This window comes from Leclercia sp. 119287 (assembly GCF_009734485.1).
Taxonomy (GTDB): Bacteria; Pseudomonadota; Gammaproteobacteria; order Enterobacterales; family Enterobacteriaceae; genus Enterobacter; species Enterobacter adecarboxylatus_C.
Genome location: NZ_CP046445.1, coordinates 3,780,047 through 3,805,176, shown reverse-complemented (window position 1 = coordinate 3,805,176; position 25,130 = coordinate 3,780,047). Strand labels below are relative to the sequence as shown.

General features: G+C 58.6%; 24 protein-coding genes and 1 pseudogene. 14 read left to right on the top strand and 11 right to left on the bottom strand.

The genetic code is table 11. From position 1 onward, the window contains the following. Position 1 precedes the first annotated feature (1 nt). The 4 genes from hypF to cspA all read left to right on the top strand — a co-directional run bounded on the left by hypF (position 2) and on the right by cspA (position 6,257). Positions 2–2,227: a carbamoyltransferase HypF gene (gene hypF / locus GNG27_RS18235; RefSeq protein WP_156264486.1), complete on the top strand. Its 2,226-nt coding sequence runs from the start codon at positions 2–4 to the stop codon at positions 2,225–2,227. A 14-nt stretch (positions 2,228–2,241) separates the two neighbouring features. Continuing rightward, on the top strand, positions 2,242–3,261 hold the full coding sequence (locus GNG27_RS18230) for a HoxN/HupN/NixA family nickel/cobalt transporter (protein ID WP_156264485.1): 1,020 nt from the start codon (positions 2,242–2,244) through the stop codon (positions 3,259–3,261). 161 nt (positions 3,262–3,422) lie between these two features. Further along, a complete protein-coding gene (gene fdhF, locus GNG27_RS18225; protein ID WP_156264484.1) occupies positions 3,423–5,570 on the top strand; it encodes a formate dehydrogenase subunit alpha in 2,148 nt (715 codons plus the stop codon). Between the two features lie 474 nt (positions 5,571–6,044). Beyond that, complete coding sequence (gene cspA / locus GNG27_RS18220; RefSeq protein ID WP_106994905.1) at positions 6,045–6,257, top strand: RNA chaperone/antiterminator CspA; 213 nt, start codon at positions 6,045–6,047, stop codon at positions 6,255–6,257. A 247-nt stretch (positions 6,258–6,504) separates the two neighbouring features. Here cspA and GNG27_RS18215 read toward each other — a convergent pair whose 3' ends face one another. Next, a complete protein-coding gene (locus GNG27_RS18215; protein WP_156264483.1) occupies positions 6,505–7,362 on the bottom strand; it encodes an alpha/beta fold hydrolase in 858 nt (285 codons plus the stop codon). Between the two features lie 319 nt (positions 7,363–7,681). Here GNG27_RS18215 and GNG27_RS18210 point away from each other — a divergent pair, with 319 nt between their 5' ends. Continuing rightward, positions 7,682–8,551, top strand: coding sequence for an aldo/keto reductase (locus GNG27_RS18210; RefSeq protein ID WP_142486849.1), 870 nt, complete (start codon positions 7,682–7,684; stop codon positions 8,549–8,551). A 41-nt stretch (positions 8,552–8,592) separates the two neighbouring features. Here GNG27_RS18210 and nrdF read toward each other — a convergent pair whose 3' ends face one another. The 5 genes from nrdF to GNG27_RS18185 all read right to left on the bottom strand — a co-directional run bounded on the left by nrdF (position 8,593) and on the right by GNG27_RS18185 (position 12,900). Then, entirely contained in the window at positions 8,593–9,552 is a 960-nt protein-coding gene (gene nrdF / locus GNG27_RS18205; protein WP_156264482.1) for a class 1b ribonucleoside-diphosphate reductase subunit beta, read from the bottom strand. 9 nt (positions 9,553–9,561) lie between these two features. Next, a complete protein-coding gene (gene nrdE / locus GNG27_RS18200) occupies positions 9,562–11,706 on the bottom strand; it encodes a class 1b ribonucleoside-diphosphate reductase subunit alpha (protein WP_156264481.1) in 2,145 nt (714 codons plus the stop codon). Beyond that, positions 11,679–12,089, bottom strand: coding sequence for a class Ib ribonucleoside-diphosphate reductase assembly flavoprotein NrdI (gene nrdI, locus GNG27_RS18195; protein WP_156264480.1), 411 nt, complete (start codon positions 12,087–12,089; stop codon positions 11,679–11,681). Before nrdI ends, nrdE begins: the two co-directional genes overlap by 28 nt. Then, positions 12,086–12,346, bottom strand: a complete 261-nt coding sequence (nrdH, locus tag GNG27_RS18190) for a glutaredoxin-like protein NrdH (protein WP_156264479.1) — start codon at positions 12,344–12,346, stop codon at positions 12,086–12,088. The genes nrdI and nrdH overlap by 4 nt, the downstream gene beginning before the upstream one ends. A 227-nt stretch (positions 12,347–12,573) precedes the next feature. Next, positions 12,574–12,900: a DUF883 family protein gene (locus GNG27_RS18185; RefSeq protein WP_032613488.1), complete on the bottom strand. Its 327-nt coding sequence runs from the start codon at positions 12,898–12,900 to the stop codon at positions 12,574–12,576. 161 nt (positions 12,901–13,061) lie between these two features. On the opposite strand from GNG27_RS18185, the gene GNG27_RS18180 reads away from it, so the two are divergent. Continuing rightward, entirely contained in the window at positions 13,062–13,406 is a 345-nt protein-coding gene (locus GNG27_RS18180) for a DUF2002 family protein (protein WP_142486844.1), read from the top strand. Between the two features lie 32 nt (positions 13,407–13,438). On the opposite strand, the gene alaE is transcribed toward GNG27_RS18180, so the two are convergent. Both alaE and GNG27_RS18170 read right to left on the bottom strand, forming a co-directional pair. Beyond that, entirely contained in the window at positions 13,439–13,888 is a 450-nt protein-coding gene (gene alaE, locus GNG27_RS18175) for an L-alanine exporter AlaE (protein WP_156264478.1), read from the bottom strand. A 67-nt stretch (positions 13,889–13,955) separates the two neighbouring features. Then, on the bottom strand, positions 13,956–14,147 hold the full coding sequence (locus GNG27_RS18170) for a hypothetical protein (RefSeq protein ID WP_156264477.1): 192 nt from the start codon (positions 14,145–14,147) through the stop codon (positions 13,956–13,958). Positions 14,148–14,518: 371 nt separating this feature from the next. Between GNG27_RS18170 and stpA the strand changes: the two genes are divergently transcribed. Further along, complete coding sequence (gene stpA / locus GNG27_RS18165) at positions 14,519–14,923, top strand: DNA-binding protein StpA (RefSeq protein ID WP_142486841.1); 405 nt, start codon at positions 14,519–14,521, stop codon at positions 14,921–14,923. Between the two features lie 43 nt (positions 14,924–14,966). On the opposite strand, the gene GNG27_RS18160 is transcribed toward stpA, so the two are convergent. Continuing rightward, positions 14,967–15,146 carry a hypothetical protein gene (locus GNG27_RS18160; protein WP_142486840.1) on the bottom strand — a complete coding sequence of 60 codons (180 nt, stop codon included), beginning with the start codon at positions 15,144–15,146 and terminating at the stop codon, positions 14,967–14,969. A gap of 222 nt (positions 15,147–15,368) precedes the next feature. Between GNG27_RS18160 and GNG27_RS18155 the strand changes: the two genes are divergently transcribed. Next, a complete protein-coding gene (locus GNG27_RS18155) occupies positions 15,369–15,527 on the top strand; it encodes a YqaE/Pmp3 family membrane protein (protein WP_032613478.1) in 159 nt (52 codons plus the stop codon). On the opposite strand, the gene GNG27_RS18150 is transcribed toward GNG27_RS18155, so the two are convergent. Continuing rightward, the gene (locus GNG27_RS18150) at positions 15,524–16,453 is read right to left on the bottom strand and encodes a LysR substrate-binding domain-containing protein (protein WP_156264476.1); all 930 of its coding nucleotides are present in this window, start codon (positions 16,451–16,453) and stop codon (positions 15,524–15,526) included. The genes GNG27_RS18155 and GNG27_RS18150 overlap by 4 nt on opposite strands. Positions 16,454–16,772: 319 nt before the next feature. On the opposite strand from GNG27_RS18150, the gene GNG27_RS18145 reads away from it, so the two are divergent. From GNG27_RS18145 to GNG27_RS18120, 6 genes and pseudogenes are all read left to right on the top strand, one after another. Next, a complete protein-coding gene (locus GNG27_RS18145) occupies positions 16,773–17,378 on the top strand; it encodes an ankyrin repeat domain-containing protein (RefSeq protein WP_142486838.1) in 606 nt (201 codons plus the stop codon). A gap of 109 nt (positions 17,379–17,487) precedes the next feature. Then, positions 17,488–19,029, top strand: a complete 1,542-nt coding sequence (gene fdrA / locus GNG27_RS18140; protein WP_156264475.1) for an acyl-CoA synthetase FdrA — start codon at positions 17,488–17,490, stop codon at positions 19,027–19,029. Further along, positions 19,029–20,444 (top strand): DUF1116 domain-containing protein, encoded by a 1,416-nt coding sequence (locus GNG27_RS18135; protein ID WP_185902384.1) that lies wholly within the window; start codon positions 19,029–19,031, stop codon positions 20,442–20,444. Before fdrA ends, GNG27_RS18135 begins: the two co-directional genes overlap by 1 nt. A gap of 11 nt (positions 20,445–20,455) precedes the next feature. After that, positions 20,456–22,009, top strand: a pseudogene (locus GNG27_RS18130) (xanthine permease). Then, complete coding sequence (locus GNG27_RS18125) at positions 22,006–22,953, top strand: carbamate kinase family protein (RefSeq protein WP_142486834.1); 948 nt, start codon at positions 22,006–22,008, stop codon at positions 22,951–22,953. Before GNG27_RS18130 ends, GNG27_RS18125 begins: the two are co-directional and overlap by 4 nt. Positions 22,954–23,000: 47 nt before the next feature. Next, positions 23,001–24,389, top strand: coding sequence for an amidohydrolase family protein (locus GNG27_RS18120; protein WP_156264474.1), 1,389 nt, complete (start codon positions 23,001–23,003; stop codon positions 24,387–24,389). 95 nt (positions 24,390–24,484) lie between these two features. Here the strand turns inward: GNG27_RS18120 and GNG27_RS18115 are convergent, their stop codons facing one another. Beyond that, the gene (locus GNG27_RS18115) at positions 24,485–25,087 is read right to left on the bottom strand and encodes a short chain dehydrogenase (RefSeq protein ID WP_156264473.1); all 603 of its coding nucleotides are present in this window, start codon (positions 25,085–25,087) and stop codon (positions 24,485–24,487) included. Positions 25,088–25,130 lie beyond the last annotated feature (43 nt).

The window sequence follows — 25,130 nt, the reverse complement described above, 5'->3', positions numbered from 1 at the left end:
AATGTGTACAAACGGCACGCTGCTGCGCATTCGCGGCAAAGTCCAGGGGGTGGGGTTTCGCCCCTGGGTCTGGCAACTGGCCCGGCAGCTGGGGCTGAAAGGCGACGTCTGCAACGACGGAGCAGGGGTGGTGGTGCGCCTGACCGGTGAGGCGCAGGATTTTATCACCCGGCTGGCCGCCGGAGGCCCGCCGCTGGCGCGCATTGACGACATCAGCGAGCAGCCGTGGCACTGGGCCTCGTTGCCGGAGGCCTTCACCATTCTGCCCAGCGGGCAGGGAAAGATGACCACCCAGGTGGTGCCGGATGCCGCCACCTGCCCGCAATGTCTGGCCGAGATGAACGACCCGGGCGAGCGTCGCTACCGTTATCCCTTTATCAACTGTACCCACTGCGGGCCACGCTTCACCATTATCCGGGCGATGCCCTACGACCGCCCGGCCACCACCATGGCGGAGTTTACCCTCTGTCCGGCCTGCGAGGCGGAGTACCGCAATCCGGCTGACCGGCGCTTCCACGCCCAGCCGGTGGCCTGCCCCGACTGCGGGCCACAGCTGAGCTGGGTGTGCAGCGAGTGGCGTGAAGAGAAAGATAGCGCCCTGCGGGCTGCGGTGGAGGCACTGAAGCAGGGCGGGATCGTGGCGATAAAGGGGCTGGGCGGCTTCCATCTGGCCTGCGATGCCGGCAATACGCTGGCGGTTAACCGGCTGCGCGCGCGCAAGCGGCGTCCGGCGAAACCGCTGGGGGTGATGATCCCGCCGCGATTAGCCACTGCACTTCCTGCAGAAGCGCAGGCGCTGCTGCGCTCCACGGCGGCACCCATTGTGCTGGTGGATAAACGTCTCCTGAGCTGCTGCGAGGCCATCGCCCCGAGGCTGAACGAGGTGGGGGTTATGCTGGCGGCCAATCCGCTCCAGCATCTCCTGATGCAGGATCTGGATCGTCCCCTGGTGATGACCTCCGGCAACCTGAACGGCTGCCCTCCGGCGCTGACCAACGACCGGGCCATGCAGGATCTGGATGGGATTGCCGACAGCTGGCTGCTGCATAACCGCGACATCGTTCAGCGCATGGACGACTCGGTGCTGCGCGCCAGCGGCGAAATGCTGCGCCGCTCCCGGGGCTTTGTCCCGGACGCGCTGCCGTTGCCGCCCGGTTTTGCCAATGTACCTTCGCTTTTATGCCTTGGCGCGGATCTGAAAAACACCTTCTGCCTGGTGCGCGGCGGGGAGGCGATCCTGAGCCAGCACCTGGGCGATCTGGAGGATGACGAGGCGCTGGCCCAGTGGCAGCAGGCCCTGACCGTGCTTCAGGATCTCTGGCAGTTCAGCCCGGAAGGGGTGGTGACCGACGCCCATCCCGGCTATCGCTCCACCCGGCTCGGGGAGCAGATGCCGTATCCCCACCATCGCGTGCTGCATCACCACGCCCACGCCGCGGCCTGCCTGGCGGAACATGGCTGGCCGCGCGACGGCGGGGACGTCATCGCCCTGGTCCTTGACGGGCTGGGCCAGGGGGAAAACGGCGAGTTGTGGGGTGGGGAGTGCCTGCGGGTCAACTACCGCCGCTGTGACCGGCTCGGCGGGCTGCCTGCGGTGGCGCTGCCGGGCGGCGACCTGGCGGCACGCCAGCCGTGGCGCAACCTGCTGGCCCAGTTCCAGGCCTTTGTGCCCGGGTGGCAAACCCGCGCCGAGGCGCGGGTGCTGCTGGATAAACCCTGGCCGCCGCTGGCCCAGGCCATCGCCCGCGGGGTGAATTCTCCGCTGGCCTCGTCTGCCGGACGGCTGTTTGATGCGGTGGCCGCCGCAACGGGCTGCGCGCCGGCGCAGCTCAGCTACGAAGGGGAGGCCGCCTGTCGGCTGGAGGCCCTGGCGCTGCGCGGCGGGCCGGTCAGCCATCCGGTCACCTTGCCGGTACGCGACGGCGAGCTGGATATGGCCACCTTCTGGCACCAGTGGCTGGGCTGGCAGGCCTCTGACGCAGAACGCGCGTGGGCGTTCCACGACGCGCTGGCCAGCGGGCTGGCGACGCTGGCGGCGCAGCATGCCCGCCGCTGCAACCTCGACACCATCGTCTGTAGCGGCGGGGTCATGCACAACCGGCTCCTGCGGGAACGCCTGCAATTCTGGTTTGACGATTTTACCGTGCTGTTTCCCGGGCGCTTGCCCGCCGGAGACGGCGCGATTGCATTTGGACAGGCGGTGATTGCTGCCGCATCTCTTTCTTAAATCGGGATATCACGATGTTTATCAAATACTTCAACAACCACCCCAAAGCCATGGCGCTGATGCTGGCCCTGATCGCCACCAATATTCTCGCCTGGGGAACCGCGTTCTACCTCTTTCATAACACCCCGTCGCTGATGGCGGCCAGCCTGCTGGCCTGGTGCTACGGCCTGCGTCACGCGGTGGACGCGGACCACATCGCCGCCATTGATAACGTCACCCGTAAGATGATGCAGCAGGGCAAACGCCCGTGCGGCGTGGGGGCCTGGTTCTCGCTGGGGCACTCCTCCATTGTGGTGCTGGCCTCGATTGCCATCGCCGCGACCGCTACCGCTTTCAGCCGTAACATGGAATTGTTCCACGAGACCGGCGGCACCATCGGCACGGCGGTGTCGGCCTTTTTCCTGCTGGCGATGGCGCTGGTGAACCTGGTTATTCTGCGCGACGTCTGGGGCAGCTTTAACAAAATGAAGCGCGGCGAGAAGGTGCCGGAAGAGGTCTCCTTTGCCCGCGGCGGGGTGATGAACTGGCTGTTCCGCTCGGCGTTCCGCCTGGTAACCCGCAGCTGGCATATGTATCTGGTAGGCTTTCTGTTTGGCCTCGGCTTTGATACCGCCACCGAGATCGGGGTGCTGGGGATCTCCGCAGCCGGGGCCTCCAGCGGCATGTCGGTATGGGCGATCATGGTCTTCCCGCTGCTGTTTACCAGCGGTATGGCGCTGATCGACACGCTCGACAACCTGATTATGGTGGGTGCCTACGGCTGGGCCTTCAACAAGCCGCAGCGCAAGCTCTACTACAACATGACCATCACCGGCACCTCGGTGGTGGTGGCGCTGTTTATTGGCGGGCTGGAAGCGCTGGGCCTGCTGGCGGATAAGTTTGGTCTGACGGGCGGGCTGTGGAACGACGTGGCGGCGCTGAATGACAACCTGGGCAACGCCGGGTTTATCGTGGTCGGGCTGTTTATCCTCTGCTGGATCGCCTCTCTGATTAACTACCGCTTCAAAGGCTACGACGCGCTGATCGTACGCTAACGTCATCGCTGTCCGTTCGTCATGACATTTATGACGAACGGCTGCTCCCCCGTAAAACTCTTCCTCTATTTTTCCACTATTTCAGCTACTTAACTTCAAATTTCATGCTGGCACACTTCATGCATACCGCTGAGGACATATTACTAACGGAGTAACTACCGATGAAGAAAGTCGTCACGGTTTGCCCCTATTGCGCATCGGGTTGCAAAATCAACCTGGTGGTCGATAACGGCAAAGTCGTCAAGGCTGAAGCGGCACAGGGTAAGACCAATCAGGGCGATCTTTGCCTGAAAGGCTACTACGGCTGGGATTTTATCAACGATACGCAGATCCTCACCCCGCGCCTGAAGTCACCGATGATCCGTCGCGAGCGCGGCGGCAAGCTGGAGGCCGTCTCCTGGGACGAAGCGCTGGATTACGTTGCCACTAAACTCTGTGCGATCAAAGCCGCACACGGCCCGGACGCGATCATGACCACCGGGTCATCGCGCGGCACCGGGAATGAAACCAACTACATCATGCAAAAATTTGCCCGCGCGGCAGTCGGCACCAACAATGTCGACTGCTGCGCGCGCGTCTGACACGGCCCATCGGTTGCAGGTCTGCACCAGTCGGTCGGTAACGGCGCAATGAGTAACTCCATTGTTGGCATCGAGAATGCCGATATGGTCTTTATTTTTGGCTATAACCCGGCGGATTCGCACCCTATCGTGGCGAACCGGGTGATCAAAGCCAAACGCAACGGGGCGAAGATTATCGTCTGCGATCCGCGCAAAATTGAAACCGCGCGTATTGCCGATATGCACATCGCCCTGAAAAACGGCTCCAACATCGCGCTGCTCAACGCGATGGGGCACGTGATTATCGAAGAGCAGCTGTACGACCGCGCCTTTGTGGCGGCCCGTACCGAAGGCTTCGAGGAGTATCGCAAAATCGTTGAAGGCTACACGCCGGAGTCCGTTGAAGACATCACCGGGGTCAGCGCCCAGGAGATCCGCCAGGCGGCACGGATGTATGCCGCAGCGGAAAACGCGGCCATTCTGTGGGGCATGGGCGTGACCCAGTTCTACCAGGGCGTGGAAACCGTACGTTCCCTCACCAGCCTGGCGCTGCTGACCGGCAACCTCGGCAAGCCTTACGCAGGGGTTAACCCGGTGCGCGGGCAGAACAACGTGCAGGGCGCGTGCGACATGGGTGCGCTGCCGGATACCTATCCGGGCTATCAGTACATCAACAACCCGGAAAACCGGGCTAAGTTCGCCAAAGCCTGGGGCGTGGAATCGCTGCCTGCCCATACCGGGTACCGCATCAGCGAGCTGCCGCACCGGGTCGCGCACGGTGAAGTGCGTGCCGCCTATATCATGGGGGAAGATCCGCTCCAGACCGACGCCGAGCTGTCCGCGGTGCGTAAGGCCTTTGAGGAGCTGGAGCTGGTCATTGTGCAGGACATCTTTATGACCAAGACCGCCGCCGCCGCCGATGTGATCCTGCCGTCCACCTCCTGGGGTGAGCACGAGGGGGTTTACACGGCCGCCGACCGGGGTTTCCAGCGCTTCTTCAAAGCGGTAGAGCCGAAGTGGGACCTGAAAACCGACTGGCAGATCATCAGCGAGATCGCCACCCGGATGGGCTATCCGATGCACTATGACAACACCCGGCAGATCTGGGATGAACTGCGTCATCTGTGCCCGGATTTCTTCGGAGCCACCTACGAGAAGATGGGCGAGCTGGGCTATATCCAGTGGCCGTGTCGCGACGAGTCAGAGGCCGATCAGGGGACGGACTACCTGTTCGAAAAAGAGTTCTCCACCCCGAACGGGCTGGGACAGCTCTATACCTGCGACTGGGTTGCGCCGATCGACAAGCTCACCGACGAGTACCCGCTGGTGCTGTCGACGGTGCGTGAGGTTGGCCACTACTCTTGCCGTTCGATGACCGGTAACTGTGCGGCACTGGCTGCCCTGGCGGATGAACCGGGCTATGCGCAGATCAATACCGCCGACGCGAAGCGCCTCGGTATTGAGGACGAAGCCCTGGTGTGGGTCACATCGCGCAAAGGCAAAGTCATTACCCGCGCCCAGGTGAGCGATCGCCCGAATATGGGTGCGGTGTACATGACCTACCAGTGGTGGATCGGAGCCTGTAACGAGCTGGTGACGGAGAACCTGAGCCCGATTACCAAAACGCCGGAGTATAAGTATTGCGCCGTGCGCGTGGAGCCGATTGCCGACCAGCAGGGTGCCGAACAGTACGTGATTGATGAATATCACAAGCTGAAAAAGCACCTGAAGGCGCTGGCAAAAGGGTAATAGCAGCCCCGAAGGGCCGCCCGGCGGCGCTTTGCTTGCACGGGCCTACAGAAACGGTAGGCCGGGTAAGCGCAGCGCCACCCGGCAAAAATGCGGGCACTTTGTCATCATAATCAGCAGCCCCCAAGGGTTGCTTTTTTTGCGCTCATACTTTATTTGGGAATATATTCCTCCGATCGGAAAATGTGGAAATTTAAAGGACAGGGGATATATCAGCCATTCAGCCATCCGGGTGTTTAAACGGGTAAAAATAAATAATATAAACATTGCTTAGCTAATTTTTCTATGTCTTAATAGCGCCATCGGTTTGGAAAACAGACCTTACGAAAGCAGTTTTAGTAAAGCAGTCCTCAGTTCAAGTGTTATCCACAGATACCCTTCTTCATGAGTCTCCTCCTAAGTGCCAGGTAAGTAACTCTCGCAATACAGGCCATCATCGCCGCGTTTAAGTGGCTCATCATTAAGGAATTATCTATGTCTAATAAAATGACTGGTTTAGTAAAATGGTTTAACGCAGATAAAGGTTTTGGCTTTATCACCCCTGATGACGGCAGCAAAGATGTCTTCGTACACTTCTCTGCTATCCAGAGCGACAGCTTCAAAACCCTTGAAGAAGGCCAGAAAGTCTCCTTCACCATTGAAAATGGCGCTAAAGGTCCTGCTGCCGGAAACGTCACAGTCCTGTAATCTGCGTTAATTATCAGTAGTTATTACGATAGCGATGAAGGTAATAGCCTGAGCAGTTAAGCATTGCTGATAATAAAATAAACCCGCCCTGAGCGGGTTTTTTATTAACTTAATTTCGCATGACAGCGGTTCGCTTATTTTGCCGCCTGGCTTAATAACGGCATTGCTACGTTTAATCCGGACGGTATTTTCCCTTTCTGCTGCAGGCCGTAAATCTGTTTCTGGCTCGTAATCGACAGGGTCGTTATCATCCCGGGCACTGACTCTCCAGCCACTCACCGACGACAGGCCATAATTTCTCCGCACATCGCGTACGAAAAAAGCCCATGTGGCCGACGCCTGAGAGACCGAATTCCGCGTGCCGTATCTCCTGGCGTTCAATTTTTGCGTGCTGTACCGGCTCCAGCAGGCGTGTAATGGCTTCGGGGTTAGCCCAGGGATCGTCATCAAAACCCATCACCAGTAAGGGTAACCTTATCTCGCTTGCCCGTCGGCGCGCATCCCAGTCTGGATCGTCGTAAAAGTAACCCGGCATTGCGCTCCAGCGTCCCCACTGTAGCATCACAGGCGCGGGTAAATCTTCTCCCAGCCCGAGGCGCCTGGCAGGCATATACCCAAAGATACGGCATAGCGCTGGCGCGAGAATCCGCAGTAAGCACCATACGCGTACCTTTTCTGCCGTATGTTTGATGGTACTGGTCACCCCGGCGTGTGATGCCACAATGACCGCCGCCTTCAGGGAGTGGGTGGCCGTCGAAAGCAGAACGGCGTGCCCACCAATGCTGTGACCCACTGCCAGCAGGCTAAGACCGGGGAAACGCGCCTTAGCCCAGGCCGTTATGCAGCCTACATCCTGCTCGATCCAGTCTGACATGGAGACGCTGTAGTGACGGAGCATTCCCGACTTCGAGCGACCCGTCCCACGGTAGTCGTAAGTCAGAACGCTGAATCCCATGTTGTTAAGATACTCTGCGAAGCCTTTGTAAAACGCCTGCACAACCGCCGTAGCAGGATGAAGGATAACCAGTGCTCTGGCATCGTTTTTTTCCCATAACGTGGCAGCCAGAAATCCGCCTTCAGTGACCGGTATTATTATTGAATTCATCAGGTGAGCCTTTTTTATGTGTGGTCATACCAGTTGGAGCTGTATTGACTGTAGCTTTTACTCACTCATCTGGCGATTTTTTTTGTTCTGTATCCTGATGCCCGCTTTGCGCTCACAGCGGCCTGAACGCTCCAGGCGGCGCACCCTCATCGTTGCCGGCACGGCATTGCCTGTTTTTAAAGAGGGGCTTGCGAGCAGAAACGCTATCTGAGAAGGGCATTAATGAATTATTTGCATAACTCCTGTCAGGCTCTGCCTCTTAATCGCCACCGTCTTTGTCCTTTAGAATGGCTGTTTGACAGCGCAGAGGAGTTCAATCGTGGAATATGCAGAATTAAGCAACGGCCTGAAAATGCCGATGGCCGGTTTCGGTGTTTTTCAGGTTACCGACAAAGAAGAGTGTAAACAGTCCGTGCTGAGCGCGATTCGGGCAGGCTATCGTCTGATCGATACGGCTGCGGTCTATGGCAATGAAGATGCCGTGGGCGACGCCGTTCGGGAAGCCATTGCCGGGGGCCTGTGCACCCGGGAAGAGCTGTTCATTACCTCAAAACTGTGGGTGCAGGACATGGCCAGCGACGAGACGGCCAAAGCGGGTATCGACGCGTCGTTAGAAAAATCGGGGCTGGAGTACTTTGATCTCTACTTGCTGCATCAGGCCATGCGGGACTATTTCAGCGCGTGGCGGGCGATGGAAGAGGCCTATGAAGCCGGTAAACTGAGAGCGATTGGGGTGTCCAATTTTTATCCTCACGTCTTAGCCAACTTCTGTGAAACCGTCCGAATCAGGCCGATGGTCAATCAGGTTGAACTGCATCCGTACTTTGCCCAACCTGCCGCCCTGGAAACCATGCGCTATTACAACGTGCAGCCTGAAGCCTGGGCGCCCTTGGGCGGCGGGCGACACAAGCCGTATGAAAATGCGATGCTGCAGGGCATTGCCGATGCCCATAAAAAGAGCGTTGCTCAGGTGGTCCTGCGCTGGAACGTCCAGCGCGGTGTGACCGTCATTCCAAAATCGACCCATCAGGAACGTATCGAAGAGAACGTTGCTATCTGGGATTTCTCCCTGACGGAGAGCGAAATGGCGCAGATCGACGCCCTCGATTTGGGCTACGTCGGGGATGCCGTGAAGCACTTTAACCCTGAGTTTGTTCGCGCTTGCCTGGGCGTCAACATTCACGACTGAACCGTTGCGCCACTCTTTCACCCCTTTTCGGGGTGAAATTATTAGAAATTCCAGTCCTCGTCTTCGGTCTCCACCGCTTTACCCATCACATACGACGACCCCGAGCCCGAGAAGAAGTCGTGGTTTTCGTCGGCATTCGGCGAAAGTGCGGCGAGGATGGCCGGGTTGACCTCGGCCATCTCCGGCGGGAACAGCGCCTCGTAGCCGAGGTTCATCAGCGCCTTGTTGGCGTTATAGCAGAGGAAGGCCTTCACATCCTCCTCCCAGCCGGTTCCGGCGTACAGCTCTTCGGTATAGGCCAGCTCGTTGTCATACAGATCCATCAGCAGATCCAGCGCAAAGCCTTTTAAATCCTCGCGCTCCGCCGCGCTCACTTTCTCCAGCCCCTTCTGGTACTTATAGCCAATGTAGTACCCGTGTACCGCCTCATCGCGGATGATGAGCCGGATCAGATCCGCGGTATTGGTCAGCTTGCCCCGGCTGGACCAGTACATCGGCAGCCAGAAGCCGGAGTAGAAGAGGAACGATTCCAGAAACACGCTGGCGATCTTCTTCTTCAGCGGCTCGTCGGCGCGATACTGTTCCAGCACCCGCTGAGCTTTGCGCTGCAACGCGTCGCTCTCCTCGCTCCAGCGGTAGGCGGCATCCACGTCCCGGGTCTGACAGAGGGTGGAGAAGATCGAGCTGTAGGAGCGGGCATGCACCGCCTCCATAAAGCTGATGTTCGACATCACCGCCTCTTCGTGCGGCGTCAGCGCATCGGCGATCAGGGCCGGAGCGCCCACCGTGTTCTGCACCGTGTCGAGCAGGGTCAGGCCGGTAAAGACGCGAATGGTCAGCTGCTGCTCGGCGTGGCTCAGGGTGGCCCAGGCCTGGACGTCATTCGACAGGGGCACCTTTTCCGGCAGCCAGAAGTTGCTGGTCAGGCGGTTCCACACCTCCAGATCCTTATCATCTTCAATCTTGTTCCAGTTAACGGCGTGAACCCGTGACAGTTTCATCCTCTCTCCTTAAAGCGCGCAGGACACGCAGCCTTCTGTTTCGGTGCCTTCCAGCGCAAGCTGGCGCAGGCGAATGTAGTAAAGGGTTTTGATCCCTTTCTTCCACGCGTAAATCTGCGCTCTGTTGATGTCGCGGGTGGTGGCGGTGTCCGGGAAGAACAGCGTCAGCGACAGCCCCTGGTCGACGTGCTTCGTCGCCTCGGCATAGGTATCGATAATCTTTTCCGGCCCAATCTCGTAGGCGTCCTGATACAGGGCCAGGTTCTCGTTGGTCATAAAGGGGGCAGGGTAGTAAACGCGCCCGGTTTTGCCCTCTTTGCGGATCTCGATTTTCGAGACGATAGGGTGAATGCTCGAGGTCGCATGGTTGATGTACGAGATCGACCCGGTAGGCGGCACCGCCTGCAAATTCTGGTTGTAGATGCCGAACTGCATCACGTCGTCCCGCAGCTGCTGCCACATCTCCCGCGTCGGCAGGGTAATGCCGGCCCGGGCAAAGAGCGCGCGCACCTTCTCCGTTTTAGGCTGCCAGCCGTTTTCCAGATACTGATTAAAGTACTCCCCGCTGGCGTAGCTCGACTGTTCGAAGCCCGCGAAACGCCGCCCCTTTTCGCGGGCCAGCATCATCGAGGTGTTCAGGGCGTGCCAAGTGATGGTGTAGAAATAGAGATTGGTGAAATCCAGCCCCTCCGGGCTGCCGTAGGCGATCCCCTCCCGCGCCAGATAGCCGTGCAGGTTCATCTGCCCGAGGCCGATGGCGTGGGAGGCGGCGTTCCCGGCCTCCACCGACGGCACGCTGCGGATGTGGCTCATGTCCGACACCGCCGACAGGCCGCGCACCGCAGTTTCGACGGTACGGCCAAAGTCAGGGGAGTCCATGGTGTGGGCAATGTTCAGCGAGCCCAGATTGCAGGAGATATCGTGCCCGATCCGGGTGTAATCCAGATCCTCGTCATAGGTTGAGGCGCTGTTGACCTGCAAAATCTCCGAGCACAGGTTGCTCATGTTGATGCGCCCGGCAATGGGGTTGGCGCGGTTAACGGTATCTTCATACATGATGTACGGATAGCCGGACTCAAACTGGATCTCCGCCAGCCGCTGGAAGAAGTCGCGGGCGTTGAGGGTAGTCTTACGAATGCGCGGATCCGCCACCATCTTGTCGTACAGCTCGCTGACCGCCACATCGCCAAACGGCTTGCCGTAAATCCGCTCCACGTCATAGGGTGAGAACAGCGCCATATCGGCGTTCTCCTTCGCCAGCCGGAAGGTGATATCCGGGATCACCACTCCCAGCGACAGGGTTTTGATACGAATTTTTTCGTCGGCGTTTTCCCTTTTGGTGTCGAGGAACCGCAGAATGTCCGGGTGATGGGCATGCAGATAGACCGCCCCGGCCCCCTGGCGCGCGCCCAGCTGGTTGGCGTAGGAGAAAGCATCTTCCAGCATTTTCATCACCGGGATCACCCCCGAGGACTGGTTCTCAATGCGCTTGATCGGCGCCCCCGCTTCCCGCAGGTTCGAGAGTAAAAACGCCACGCCGCCGCCGCGTTTGGAGAGCTGCAACGCTGAGTTCACCGCCCGGCCAATGGACTCCATATTGTCTTCGATACGCAGCAGGAAGCAGGAGACCAGCTCCCCGCGCTGGGCCTTGCCGCAGTTGAGGAAGGTGGGCGTCGCGGGCTGGAAGCGTCCGGCGAGCATTTCGTCGGTAAGCTGGCGGGCGAGGGTTTCATCCCCCTGGGACAGGGTCAGGGCCACCATCACCACCCGATCCTCGAAGTGTTCGAGGTACTGCTTACCGTCGAAGGTTTTCAGGGTATAGCTGGTATAAAACTTCCATGCGCCGAGGAAGGTCTGAAAACGAAAACCGCTGGCGTGAGCGTGGGCAAACAGCCCCAGCACGAAGGCACGATCGAAGCGTGCCAGCACCCTCGGATCGTAGTAACTCTCGCTGACCAGATAATCGAGACGCGCCTGCGGGCTGTTAAAGGCCATGCTATTGGGGTAGACGTGGGCGTTAAAAAAGGCGTCCACCGCCTCATGATCTTTGCTGAACTGGATTTTCCCGTCCCGATCGTACAGGTTCAGCATGGCGTTCAGCGCATGGAAATCGGTTGATCTCTGCATCACGCGCTCTGCGGTTGTCGTTGCCAAAATTCGTTCACTCCTTTACGCACGTTGTCGACGTCCTGCTGGGTCCCCATCAGCTCGAAGCGATAGAGGTACGGCACGCCGCATTTTTGTGAGATGACGTCCCCGGCGCGGCAGAAGGCCTCACCGAAATTACGGTTGCCGGCGGCAATCACCCCGCGGATAAGCGCCCGGTTATGCGGATCGTTGAGAAAGCGGATCGCCTGCCGCGGCACCGCCCCGGCCGTTCCACCCCCGCCGTAGCTGGGCACCACCAGAATAAAGGGCTCGTCTACCTGGATCCGCTCCCGCTCGTTAAGCGGGATCCGTACGGCAGGCAGCCCGACGCGCGCGATAAAGCGGTGCGTGTTCTCCGAGCTGCTGGAGAAGTAGACGAGCAGGCTCATGCCCGGGCGGCCTGGGCAGGCTGGGGCAGACGGTTAATCAGATCCGGGCGGAAGCCGGACCAACGGGTTTCCCCGGCGATCACCACCGGCAGCTGGCGGAACCCCTGGGCTTTGAGCGTCTCTGCCGCGTCAGGAACCAGGTCAACATTCACCATTTCAAAGGTCACGCCGCGGCTCTCCATGGCGCGTTTGGTAGCATGGCACTGCACACAGTCGTTTCGAGTGTAAATAATAATGCGCATGATTCGTATTTCCATTTAGAATAGGATTCCGACGCCAGTTAGTGCGTCACCAGGAGTCTGTCTTGCTAAAGAGAATACTAGATGTAGTTATCGTAAGTTTCAACCATACAAGATATGGGAAAATGTCAGGGGTTCACTGTCGGTGATGCGTTCAGCGGGAGAGGGAGGCGCTCGGGCTTAAAAAAGAAAAACCCCCACACCGCAGGGCATGGGGGCAAAGGAGGATAGAGCCGGATCGGAGATTATTTGCGCAGAGCAAGCAGCGCGCCGATAAAGATCCCCACCGCGGCGACGGTCCCTACCGCACACATCGGACGTTCGCGGATAAAGGTGTTAGCGCAGCCAATGGCATCGCAGGCAGCCTGCTTGCCGGTCGAGCGACCCTGCAGACGCGCGCGGGTTTCACGCAGCAGCGATTTGGCTTTACGTCTGGCGTCGTCCGCTTCGCCCTTCGCATCCGATCCCCAGGATTTCAAAACGCTTTCCAGCGAATCCGCTAATTTCCTGACATCGTTATGGATATCCTGAACATCGTCGTCAACATCGTTTCGGTTCGAACGGTTAAACATATGCTTCTCCCTTGTATTTGCGGTAATTAATAGTTTAGACCACCTTTTTAATATCTGAAGCCGGTCACGGCTTATCAGGCCGTTTATGGATTTTTCTGAAAGCGCTGCTATTGCTGAATACGGTAAGGTTGCCCGGCAGGAAATGATAACGAGGAAAGAATATGTATTTACGACCCGATGAGGTTGCGCGCGAACTTGAAAAAGCGGGATTTACCGTGGATGTGGTAACCCAAAAAGCATACGGGTACCGTCGTGGCGATAATTATGTTTATGTGAACCGGGAAGCCCGTATGGGGCGCACGGCGCTGATCATTCACCCGACGCTGAAAGAGAAAAGCCTTTCCTTTGCGGACCCTGCTTCAGAGATGAAAACCAGCGACCATTATGAGCAGTTTCCGCTCTATTTAGGGGGCAATAACCAGGAACATTATGGTATTCCGCATGGCTTCAGTTCCCGCATGGCGCTGGAACGCTTTCTGAAGGGCCTGTTTGGCGACGCGCAATAATGACGCGACTGGCTTGCGCCAGTCGCCGTGCTTTACGCTTTGACCTGTTGATACTGGCTGACTTTGAACAGACGTCGGCAGTAATCGAGGAAATAGCCGTAGACCGCACCCATCATCATCGACACCACGATATTTGAACTCACCGCCGCGGCAATCTGGTGCCAGTCGGCTCCCACCGTTAACAGGATCGCGACATACACCGGCGACTGAAAGGTGACGTAGGCCACCACGTCCGCCAGATTTTTCATCCAGCCGGTGGGCGAGTAGCGACGGGCAACGCGCATCACCGCATCGCGATAGAAACCGTATGGCCATGCAATAAGGATATTCACCGGGACGGCCACCATGCGGGAGGAAAGCGACTGCTCGAAGGTCATTCCGGAGAGGAATATTTCAATCAGCATGTTCACCACCGAACAGTAGACCACCATGGCAAAGGTATCCGCTACCGCGTGACGCAGGCGAGACTGCCGAGAGAACATGTCCTGACTCCTTAAAGGTTGTATAACAGAGAGGCTAAAGCAGGGTAGGTTAGTGCTTTAGTTTGCATTATTTTTCGTGTATAGAGTATCTCTCTGCATTGAAACCTACAATTAGCGATAAATTTTTATTTAAAGGCGTTTTGTCCGTAAAATTCTCTAAGCCAATCGGTTTTGCCAGCGCGGCGGCATTTTCTCTTCGTTCTTTGTATTTCTTTTTGATAAACAATGGTTTGTATTTTTTATTTTCAGCGGCTGGCATCTGCTGTGTTCCGGGGCGAAAAATCCCGTGCTTTGCTTGCTGCTCATGCTGCCAGTTTGAGATTGGTTGGAGTGAAAGTCTGGAAAGTGAGTTTTTGTTTTATGCGCCAGAAGTGAATGAATAGTCGTTATGCCGACAAGAGAAAAGGCCCAGGCAATTACCCTGGAAAGGTTCAGGAATTAAATAATCATTAAACAGGTTATCAGGATAAATCATACAAAAAGAGAAGCATCGCGCTGACTATTTTCTTTATTTCATTTAATTTGAGATAAATTATATTTTCGTGCGCTGTTGTCTGGATATTCATAAACAAATGAATTACCATGGCCGCTATTGTTTATTTTATCGACTTGAAAAGGTTTTCATTTTATATGACTTCGCTGTTACAGAATCTTAATAATATTCGTACCCTGCGCGCAACGGCGCGTGAATTCTCGCTGGACGTGCTGGAAGATATGCTCGAAAAGCTGCGCATTGTCACGGAAGAGAAACGTAATGAACAGGCTGAAGTTGAACAGCAGCGTGCCGAACAGAGTCAGAAAATTAACGCCCTGCTGGAGATGATGAAAGCCGACGGTATTTCGGCAGAAGATCTGCTGAGTTCCGATCTGCTGAACGCCCCGGCACAGCCGAAAAAACGTCAGGCGCGCGCGGCAAAATATCGCTTTACCGATGTCGACGGTCAGGAAAAAACCTGGACCGGTCAGGGCCGTACGCCGAAGCCTATTGCCCTTGCACTGGCAGAAGGAAAATCACTGGATGATTTCCTGATTTAAACTGTGCATATCGGGCGGAGTAATACCGCCCGGTAGCGTCTGCTTAGCAGACCCCAAAATCACCGTCTTCTTTATACAGCGTTACGTCCGCTGCCTTCAGGGTGAATTTCTCCCCTTGCTCGTTACTCGCCTGCACCGCCACAATCTGATCTTCATGCACTTCGATGACTTTAAGTTTCGGCCCGCCCATGCGCGGTTGTACGAGATCGCCAACAGAAAACATAATTACCTCCTTCAGGATTGATGTGTCCCTGAGCTTAGCCCAGGCGCAGGCCCGGGTACAGCATCCCGCGCGGATTACCCCTTAATCGCCAGACTAAACCTGTGTAAAGAGGGTAAAAGAGGGTAAAACTTCACGCGAACGCTGGCGGCTGTGCGTAGACTCACTACGCTTAAGGTAAAAGCTCTTCTTTTACAATGACCTGACTGCTTGCATGGAGAATCTATGGGTTTCTGGCGTATCGTAATTACCATCATTTTACCGCCCCTTGGCGTGCTGCTGGGTAAGGGCTTCGGCTGGGCGTTTATTCTGAACATCATCCTGACCCTGTTGGGTTACATCCCCGGCCTTATCCACGCGTTCTGGGTGCAGAGCCGCAGCTAATCCCGCCACAGTAAATCGCTGTAGATCCCGGTCAGCACCCCCTGAGGCGCAAACTGCTGTTTGATCCAGCGGGTGACCTGACCGGTAGCCGCATGCTGCGTGGCGAGCAGCATGCGCGAATCCTGGCGCGGGTTATTAATACGTCGCGTCACCAGCAGTCCTGCATCTACCGCCTCTCTCGCCATATGCTCCGGTAAAAAACCAATCCCTTCCCCGAGGATCTGACACTGGCACTTGGTATTGAAATCCGGAACCAGGATCGCCTCCTGGCCGTGCAGCAGCCAGCCCACTTTTTTATTGATAGTGTGCGCCGTGTCTTCAACCATGATGTTGGGATACAGGCGCAGCTGGCTCTCGGCCAGCGGCTCCGGGGCCAGCGCCAGCGGATGGTCCGGGGCGATGGCGAACACCCAGCGGATGGCGCCAATCTCGGTGTAATCAATCCCGCCGCCGTCGAGCAGGGTATCCGGAGCACCAATGGCGATATTCGCCTGGTTATTGATGATCGAATCCCAGACCCCGTTGTACACCTCGGTCGTGACCGTGATCTGACAGGTGGGGAACTGCTTTTTCAGCACCTGTAACAGGCGAGCGGTGTGGCGCGGGGTGTAGAGCAGCTGGTTGATGCAGATCCGCACCCGGGTCTCAATGCCCTGCGAAATGGTGTCGATCCCACGCTTGATGGCGTGGAAGTCGTTCAGCAGGTCTATGGATTTGCGGTAGAAGTAGAACCCCGACTCGGTCAGCTCGATGCTGCGGGTGTTACGCACAAACAGCACCACGTCGAGGCCGGTCTCCATCCGCTTGATGGTGTAGCTGATGGCTGAGGTGGTCACCCCCAGTTCGGCGGCGGCTTTGCTGTAGCTGCCAAAACGCGCCGCGGTGGTGAAGGCCAGCAGGTTCTCTTCGGTAAAGATGGAATTCATATTATGGCTCCCGGCACCCATCAGTTTTGAACATATTTTAACAAAGTGGTTACAACGCATTTGACGCCGGTCACAGTTCTGCAAATTTGCTGCGAGCCGCACGGCACAAGGGCTGCGTAAACATAAGCAGAATGCAGCTTAGGGGCTTAAAAAGCGGTAAAACATAAGGAAAAGGTTGCACAGACGCACATTTTGACTCCACTGTTAAATTTAACTCAACAATGAATTCGCTGTCGATGAATCATTTTTAAGCGGATTCTTTTCTGACCAGGCCGTTGCTATGCTCAGTCCATCAGAAAGGAAAACCAGGAGTGTGGATATGTCCAGCAATGAGCTTGTTACTGAATTTCTGCTAGCCGCCGAACAGGGAAATGCCGACGCATTAAAAGCCTGTCTGGAAAAAGGGGTGGATATTAACGCCACCAACCGGCAGAAAAGAACCGCCATTATTATTGCCAGCCTGAATAAACATTATCCCTGCGTGGAATTACTGATTGCCGCCGGGGCCAATATCGACCAGCAGGATCAGACCTGTTTCAACCCGTTCCTCATCAGCTGCCTGACCAACGATCTCACCCTGCTGCGCCTGGTGCTGCCGGCCAACCCGGATCTCGACAGGCTGACCCGCTTTGGCGGCGTGGGCATCACCCCGGCCAGCGAGAAGGGGCATCTGGAAGTGGTGCAGGAGCTGCTGACCCACACCGACATCAACGTTAACCACACCAACTTCGTAGGCTGGACGCCGCTGCTCGAAGCCATCGTTCTCAATGATGGTGGTGCCCGCCAGCAGGCGATTGTGAAGCTGCTGCTCGACCACGGCGCCAACCCGCACATGACCGACAAGTACGGCAAATCCCCCCTCGAACTGGCGCGGGAAAAAGGCTTCAACGAGATCGCCGACCTGCTGATCGCCGCCGGCGCGTAATACCCCCGGCCAGCCGTTTCGGGCTGGCCTGAAATTAAAACCGGACCGTTATTCCATCATGCCTTCGGGCGTGATGTGGCCCCCTTTTGCCCGCATCCAGGAGGACGTAATGCCCACCAAAATCGTAATAAAAAAGAATACTTATTTTGATTCCGTATCGCTGATGTCGGTTTCCACCAAAGCCAATAAATTGCCCGGCGTGGAACAGGCCTTTGTCGCCATGGCCACTGAAATGAATAAAGGCGTATTAAAAAATCTCGGCCTGCTGACGCCGGAATTAGAAGACGCCAAAAACGGCGACCTGATGATCGTCATTAAAGGCGAGGCCGCCAACGACGACACCCTGGCCGCCATCGAAGCCCTGTTCACCCGCAAAGAGAGCGCCGGCAGTCATGAAGCGCGCTACGCCACCCTCGCCAGCGCCAAAACCCATCGCCCGGAGAGCAATCTGGCGGTGATCTCCGTCAACGGCACCTTTGCCGCCCGCGAGGCGCGCCAGGCGCTGGAGAACGGCCTCAACGTGATGCTGTTCTCTGATAACGTCTCGCTCGACGACGAGCTGGCGCTCAAGCAGCTGGCCCACGAGAAAGGGCTGCTGATGATGGGGCCGGACTGCGGCACCGCCATCATTAACGGGGCCGGGCTGTGCTTTGCCAACGCGGTGCGTCGCGGCTCGATCGGTATCGTCGGTGCCTCCGGTACCGGCAGCCAGGAGCTGAGCGCGCGCATCCACGAGTTCGGCGGCGGGATCTCCCAGCTGATCGGCACCGGCGGCCGCGATCTGAGCGAAAAAATCGGCGGGCTGATGATGCTCGACGCCATCGGCATGCTGGAAGCCGACGACGCCACCCAGGTCATCGCGCTGATCTCCAAACCGCCCGCGCCTGCGGTGGCCGAGAAAGTGCTGGCCCGCGCCCGCGCCTGCCGTAAACCTGTGGTGGTCTGCTTCCTCGGTCGCAATGAGCCACCGGCCGATGAAGACGGATTACAGTTTGCCCGCGGCACCAAAGAGGCGGCGCTGAAAGCGGTCCTGCTCACCGGGATTAAAAAAGAGTCACTGGATCTGCACCCGCTCAACTGGCCGCTGATCGAAGAGGTGCGCGCTCGTCTGACCCCGCAGCAGAAGTACATTCGCGGCCTGTTCTGCGGCGGCACCCTGTGCGACGAAGCCATGTTCGCCGCGCTGGAAAAATACGACGATGTCTACAGCAACATTCAGCCGGATCCGACCAAACGTCTGGCAGATATCAACGTCAGCCAGGCCCACACCTTCCTCGACTTTGGTGACGACGACTTCACCAACGGCAAACCGCACCCGATGATCGACCCGACCAACCGCATCAGCCGCCTGCTGCAGGAGGCGCGGGATCCCGAAGTGGGGGTGATCGTCATGGACTTCGTTCTCGGGTTCGGATCGCATGAAGATCCGGTGGGGGTGATGATCGAGGCGATCAAGGAGGCGCAGGCGATCGCCAGAGCCGACAACCGTCCGCTGGAGATCCTCGGCTATGTGCTCGGCACCGACCAGGATACCCCGTCTCTCAGCCAGCAGTGCCAGCTGCTGACCGATGCGGGCGTCATCTGGGCCAGCAGCAGTACCAATACCGGATTACTGGCACGTGAATTTGTCTGCAAAGGGGAGAAAGCCTGATGACCACCTTATTTAACCAGCCGCTTAACGTCATTAACGTCGGCATCGCCCTGTTCAGCGACGACCTGAAGAAGCAGCACGTCCCGGTTACCCACCTCGACTGGACCCCGCCGGGGCAGGGCAATATGCAGGTGGTGGAAGCGCTGGATCAGCTGGCGGATAAACCGCTGGCGGAGAAAATTGCCGCTGCCAACAAAATCGCGCTGGAGCGCATTATCCAGTCTCACCCGGTGCTGGTGGGCTACGACCAGGCCATTAACGTGGTGCCGGGGATGACCCGCACCACCATCCTGCACGCCGGTCCGCCGGTGGCCTGGGAAAACATGTGCGGAGCGATGAAAGGGGCCGTTACCGGGGCGCTGGTGTTTGAAGGGCTGGCAACAGATCTCGAGGACGCGGCACGGCTGGCGGCCTCCGGAGAGATCACCTTCTCGCCGTGTCACGAGCACGACTGCGTGGGCTCGATGGCGGGCGTTACCTCCGCGTCGATGTTTATGCACATCGTCGAGAACAAAACCTGGGGCAACCGCGCCTTCACCAACCTCAGCGAGCAGATGGCGAAGATCCTGCGCATGGGTGCCAACGACCAGAGCGTGATCGACCGTCTGAACTGGATGCGCGACGTGCTCGGCCCGATGCTGCGCGATGCCATGAAAATCATCGGCGAAATCGACCTGCGCTTAATGCTGGCTCAGGCCCTGCACATGGGCGACGAGTGCCACAACCGCAACAATGCCGGTACCACGCTGCTGATTCAGGCCCTGACCCCGGGGCTGATCCAGGCGGGCTATCCGGTGGAGCAGCAGCGGCAGGTGTTTGAGTTTGTCGCCAGCAGCGACTACTTCTCCGGCCCGACGTGGATGGCGATGTGCAAAGCCGCGCTGGATGCCGCCCACGGCATCGAGTACAGCACCGTGGTCACCACCATGGCGCGCAACGGCTACGAGTTTGGCCTGCGTGTTTCCGGCCTGCCGGGGCAGTGGTTCACCGGCCCGGCGCAGCAGGTGATTGGCCCGATGTTCGCGGGCTACAAGCCGGAAGACTCCGGGCTGGATATCGGCGACAGCGCCATCACCGAAACCTACGGCATCGGCGGCTTTGCGATGGCGACGGCCCCGGCGATTGTCGCCCTGGTAGGCGGCACGGTGGAGGAAGCTATCGACTTCTCCCGCCAGATGCGCGAGATCACCCTCGGTGAAAACCCGAACGTTACCATTCCGCTGCTGTCGTTCATGGGCATCCCGACCGCCATCGACATTACCCGCGTGGCGGGTAGCGGCATCCTGCCGGTGATCAACACGGCGATTGCCCACAAAGACGCCGGGATCGGCATGATTGGGGCGGGCATCGTTCACCCGCCGTTTAGCTGTTTTGAAAAGGCGCTGTTGACCTTCCGCGATCGCTACTTCTTATAAGGTAAGCATCCATGAAAAGCATGAAACTGGAGTGGAAAAGAGGTGACTGGGCGGCGTACTTCGGGTTGATGACCAACAACCTGACGAACCTGCTGACCATGATGGGGCTGCTCATTTTTGTCGTCGGCATCCCGAAAGAGATTGTTTATGGACGTATTGCGCCAGCCTTCGGGCTGGCGGTACTGGTGGCGAGCGTCTGCTAGGCGTGGTTCGGTTTACAGATGGCGCGCCAGACCGGGCGTAACGACGTCACCGCACTGCCGTCGGGGCCGAGCGCCCCGTCGATCTTCACCGCGACCTTCCTGGTGCTGATGCCGGTCTATCAGCAGACCGGCGATGCGGATTTCGCCATCCAGATTGGTCTGGTGTGGTGCTTCGTGGAGGCGATGATCCTCGCGGGCGGTTCCTTCCTCGGCGAAACCATCCGCAAGATGATCCCGCGTACCGTGCTGCTGTCGTGCCTGTCCGGTCTGGGTCTGCTGCTGCTGGCAATGAACCCGATGCTCCAGGCCTTCGAAGCGCCGACGGTCTCCTTCATCGTGCTGCTGCTGATCTTCATCAACTGGTTTGGTAAAAAGCCGATCTTCGCCCGCATCCCGACCGGTCTGCTGCTGCTGATCGCCGGTACCGCGCTGGCGTGGATCTCCGGCCTGCAAAGCCCGGAAGCGATCAAAGCCTCGATGTCCTCCTTCGGTTTCAACCCGCCGGAAGTGCATATCGACAGCTTTATGCAGGGTCTGCCGCACGCGTTGCCGTATCTGGCGTCGGCGGTTCCGCTGGGGCTGGCGAACTACATCTTTGACCTTGAGAACATCGAAAGCGCCCACGCGGCGGGGGATGAGTACCCGACCCGCAAGGTGATGCTGGCTAACGGTCTGGCCTCGATGCTCGGCTGCCTGATGGGCAACCCGTTCCCGGTGACGGTCTACGTCGGCCACGCGGGCTGGAAAGCGATGGGGGCGAGCATCGGCTACACGCTGGCCTCCGGCGTAACCATGTTCATCGTGCCGCTGTTCGGGCTGGGGGCCTTTATGCTCGCCATCATTCCAATGACCGCCATCGTGCCGATTCTGGTCTTTATCGGCGTGGTCACCGCCAACCAGGTGGTGAGGGAAACGCCCAAAGTGGAGGTGCCCGTCATCTTTATCTGCCTGTTCCCGTGGATCGCCAACTGGGCGCTGACAATGATGAACAGCGTGATGGGGGCGGCGGGAACCAACGCGGCGAAAATCGGTACCGACGTGCTGCACAGCAAAGGGATTTACTACGAAGGGCTGATGCACCTCGGCAACGGCGCACCGCTCGCCAGCATGCTGTGGGGCTGTATCGCCATCTTCGCCATCATCAATAAACCGCTGCGCGGTGCGGTCGCTGCCGCCGTCGGGGCGCTGCTGGCCCTGTTCGGAGTGATCCACGCCCCGGTGGTCGGCTTCGCCGAGGGCAGCTCGCTGACCTTCGTGCTGGCCTACCTGATGATGAGCGGCATGTTTGTGGTGAAGCATTTTCTCGATAGCCGCGAAGCCGCGAGCGTTGAACCAGCCCCTGTTGCGAAGGAAAACGTATGAAAGAACTCATGGTCGTCGCCATCGGTGGCAACAGCATTATCAAAGATAACGCCAGCCAGTCGATTGAGCACCAGGCGCAGGCGGTGAAAGCGGTCGCAGACTCGGTGCTGGAGATGCTGGCCTCCGACTATGACATCGTCCTCACCCACGGCAACGGCCCCCAGGTGGGGCTGGATCTGCGCCGGGCGGAGATCGCCCACGAGCGGGAAGGGCTGCCCCTGACCCCGCTGGCGAACTGCGTGGCCGACACTCAGGGCGGGATCGGCTACCTGATCCAGCAGGCGCTGAACAACCGTCTCGCCGCCCGCGGCGAGCAGAAGGCGGTGACGGTGGTGACTCAGGTTGAAGTGGACCAGAACGACCCGGGCTTTACCCATCCCACTAAACCGATTGGCGCTTTCTTCAGCGAGGCCCAGCGTGATGAGCTACAGCGCGCCCATCCCGACTGGCATTTCGTTGAGGATTCTGGCCGCGGATACCGCCGCGTGGTGGCCTCGCCGCAGCCGGTGCGCATCGTCGAAGCCGACGCCATCAAGGCGCTGACGCAAAAAGGCTTCGTGGTGATTGGCGCGGGCGGCGGCGGCATTCCGGTGGTGCGTACCGCACAGGGCGACTACCAGAGCGTGGATGCGGTGATCGACAAAGATCTCTCCACCGCGCTGCTGGCCCGCGAGATCCACGCCAACGTGCTGGTGATCACCACCGGCGTGGAGAAAGTGTGCATCCACTTCGGCAAGCCCAACCAGCAGGCGCTGGAGACGGTGAGCGTGGCGCAGATGACGCGCTACATGGAAGAGGGCCACTTCCCGGCGGGAAGCATGCTGCCAAAAATCGTTGCCAGCCTGGAATTCCTGCACCACGGCGGCACGCGGGTGATCATCACCTCGCCGGACTGCCTGCCTGCGGCGCTGCGTGGCGAGACGGGTACCCATATTGTGGCCTAACCCCGGCGGGCTTCCAGCCCGCCGCGAGACAATACAAGGACAAGACAATGAGTGAGAATAAAAGCCGCCGGGAGTTTCTCAGCCAGAGCGGCAAAATCGCCACCGCTGCCACCGCCTGTGCGCTGTTTGGCGCTACCGGCTCCGTCGCGTATGCTGCTGACACAGCGAAACCGACCTGCGAGACGGGCAAACCGATGAACATCACCGCCACCCACTACTATCTGGATAACGTGCTGCTGGAGGCCGGGTTTAACTTTGACGGCGACGTGGCCGTCAGCACCCGCACCGAGCTGAAAACCCTGGAGATCAAGGACGGCAAAATCGCCGCCCTGCTGGATAACAACAGCCACGCCGACGCCACGCTGCCGCACTACGATGGCGGCGGCAAGCTGCTGCTCCCGGCGATGCGCGACATGCACATCCATCTGGATAAGACCTTTTACGGCGGTCCGTGGCGCTCCCTGAATCGCCCGGCGGGGACCACCATTCAGGACATGATCCGCCTCGAGCAAAAGCTGCTTCCGGAGCTGCAACCTTACACTCAGGAGCGGGCGGAAAAGCTGATCGACTTGATCCAGTCGAAGGGCTCCACCATCGCCCGCAGCCACTGCAATATCGAGCCGACTTCGGGGCTGAAGAACCTCGAGAATTTACAGGCGGTACTGGCGCGGCGGAAGCCTAGATTCGACTGCGAGATTGTCGCTTTTCCGCAGCACGGCCTGTTGCTCTCGAACTCGGAGAAGCTGATGCGTGAGGCGATGCAGGCCGGGGCGCACTATGTCGGCGGGCTGGATCCCACCAGCGTCGATGGCGCGATGGAGAAATCCCTCGACCTGATGTTTCAGATTGCGCTGGATTACGACAAAGGGGTGGATATCCACCTGCACGAAACCAGCCCGGCGGGCGTGGCGGCGGTGAACTACATGGTGCAAACCGTGGAGAAAACGCCGGAGCTGAAGGGCAAGCTGACCATCAGCCACGCCTTTGCCCTGGCGACGCTCAGCGAGCAGGAAGTGGACGCCCTGGCCCCGCGCATGGCGGCGCAGCAGATCACCATCGCCTCTACCGTGCCGATCGGCACCCTGCATATGCCGCTCAAGCAGCTGCGCGATAAAGGGGTGTTTGTGATTACCGGCACCGACAGCGTGATCGACCACTGGTCGCCGTATGGCCTGGGGGACATGCTGGAAAAAGCCAATCTCTATGCCCAGCTCTATATCCGCCCGAACGAGCAGACGCTGTCCCGCGCGTTAGGTATTGCTACTGGCGACGTGCTGCCGCTGAACGACAAAGGCGAGCGCGTGTGGCCGAAAGCGCAGGATGCCGCCAGCTTTGTGCTGGTGGACGCCTCCTGCTCCGCCGAAGCGGTGGCGCGCATTTCCCCGCGCACCGCGACCTTCCATAACGGCAACCTGGTGTGGGGCACGGTGGGCTGATGTTGTGCCGGGTGGCGGCTACGCCTTACCCGGCCTACGGTTCGCGATTTTTGTAGGCCGGGTAAGCGAAGCGCCACCCGGCAATTGCAAACGACTCAATACCCCACCTTATAGACCCGCCCGCTCTGCACCCCTTCCACGCTGCGGCGATAGGCCTGGGCAACGGTGGCGGCGGGCACGCTTTCGAAGCCCGGGAAGAAACCGTCGTAGGCTTCGGCCGATTCGGTAAGCACCGTCGGGCTAATCAGGTTGATCCGAATTCCACGCGACAGTTCGCACGCTGCGGCGCGGACAAAGCCCTCCAGCGCGGCATTGACCGTGGTGGCATTCACCCCCTGGGCAATCGGCTCGTGGGCCACAATGCCGCTGATCAGGGTTATCGACCCGCCTTCATTCAGATAGTGCTGCCCGGTCAGCGCCAGCCGCACCTGGCCCAGCAATTTATCCTGTAGCCCCTGGTTGAACTGGCTGTCGGTCATGGTCGCGAGCGGGCCAAAGTGCAGCCCGCCGCTGGCGGAGACAATGGCATCCACCGGGCCGATCTTCTCGAACAGCGCCTGCACGCTGGCCTGCGAGGTGATATCCACCTGATGATCGCCTTTTGTGCGGCCCACGCGAATGACTTCATGACGACGACTCAACTCTTCTGTGACTGCCTGACCGACCGTACCGCTGGCACCAATAATGACGATTTTCATAGCCGACTCCTCGGTGTGTGAGCCTTGATTGTTTAACAAACCG

Coding starts and splice junctions, on each gene's coding strand:
- hypF (WP_156264486.1), top strand. CDS start 2: ATGTGTACAAACGGCACGCTGCTGCGCATTCGCGGCAAAGTCCAGGGG.
- GNG27_RS18230 (WP_156264485.1), top strand. CDS start 2,242: ATGTTTATCAAATACTTCAACAACCACCCCAAAGCCATGGCGCTGATG.
- cspA (WP_106994905.1), top strand. CDS start 6,045: ATGTCTAATAAAATGACTGGTTTAGTAAAATGGTTTAACGCAGATAAA.
- GNG27_RS18215 (WP_156264483.1), bottom strand. CDS start 7,362: ATGAATTCAATAATAATACCGGTCACTGAAGGCGGATTTCTGGCTGCC.
- nrdF (WP_156264482.1), bottom strand. CDS start 9,552: ATGAAACTGTCACGGGTTCACGCCGTTAACTGGAACAAGATTGAAGAT.
- nrdI (WP_156264480.1), bottom strand. CDS start 12,089: ATGAGCCTGCTCGTCTACTTCTCCAGCAGCTCGGAGAACACGCACCGC.
- nrdH (WP_156264479.1), bottom strand. CDS start 12,346: ATGGAAATACGAATCATGCGCATTATTATTTACACTCGAAACGACTGT.
- GNG27_RS18185 (WP_032613488.1), bottom strand. CDS start 12,900: ATGTTTAACCGTTCGAACCGAAACGATGTTGACGACGATGTTCAGGAT.
- GNG27_RS18180 (WP_142486844.1), top strand. CDS start 13,062: ATGTATTTACGACCCGATGAGGTTGCGCGCGAACTTGAAAAAGCGGGA.
- alaE (WP_156264478.1), bottom strand. CDS start 13,888: ATGTTCTCTCGGCAGTCTCGCCTGCGTCACGCGGTAGCGGATACCTTT.
- GNG27_RS18170 (WP_156264477.1), bottom strand. CDS start 14,147: ATGCCAGCCGCTGAAAATAAAAAATACAAACCATTGTTTATCAAAAAG.
- stpA (WP_142486841.1), top strand. CDS start 14,519: ATGACTTCGCTGTTACAGAATCTTAATAATATTCGTACCCTGCGCGCA.
- GNG27_RS18160 (WP_142486840.1), bottom strand. CDS start 15,146: ATGTTTTCTGTTGGCGATCTCGTACAACCGCGCATGGGCGGGCCGAAA.
- GNG27_RS18155 (WP_032613478.1), top strand. CDS start 15,369: ATGGGTTTCTGGCGTATCGTAATTACCATCATTTTACCGCCCCTTGGC.
- GNG27_RS18150 (WP_156264476.1), bottom strand. CDS start 16,453: ATGAATTCCATCTTTACCGAAGAGAACCTGCTGGCCTTCACCACCGCG.
- GNG27_RS18145 (WP_142486838.1), top strand. CDS start 16,773: ATGTCCAGCAATGAGCTTGTTACTGAATTTCTGCTAGCCGCCGAACAG.
- fdrA (WP_156264475.1), top strand. CDS start 17,488: ATGCCCACCAAAATCGTAATAAAAAAGAATACTTATTTTGATTCCGTA.
- GNG27_RS18135 (WP_185902384.1), top strand. CDS start 19,029: ATGACCACCTTATTTAACCAGCCGCTTAACGTCATTAACGTCGGCATC.
- GNG27_RS18125 (WP_142486834.1), top strand. CDS start 22,006: ATGAAAGAACTCATGGTCGTCGCCATCGGTGGCAACAGCATTATCAAA.
- GNG27_RS18120 (WP_156264474.1), top strand. CDS start 23,001: ATGAGTGAGAATAAAAGCCGCCGGGAGTTTCTCAGCCAGAGCGGCAAA.
- GNG27_RS18115 (WP_156264473.1), bottom strand. CDS start 25,087: ATGAAAATCGTCATTATTGGTGCCAGCGGTACGGTCGGTCAGGCAGTC.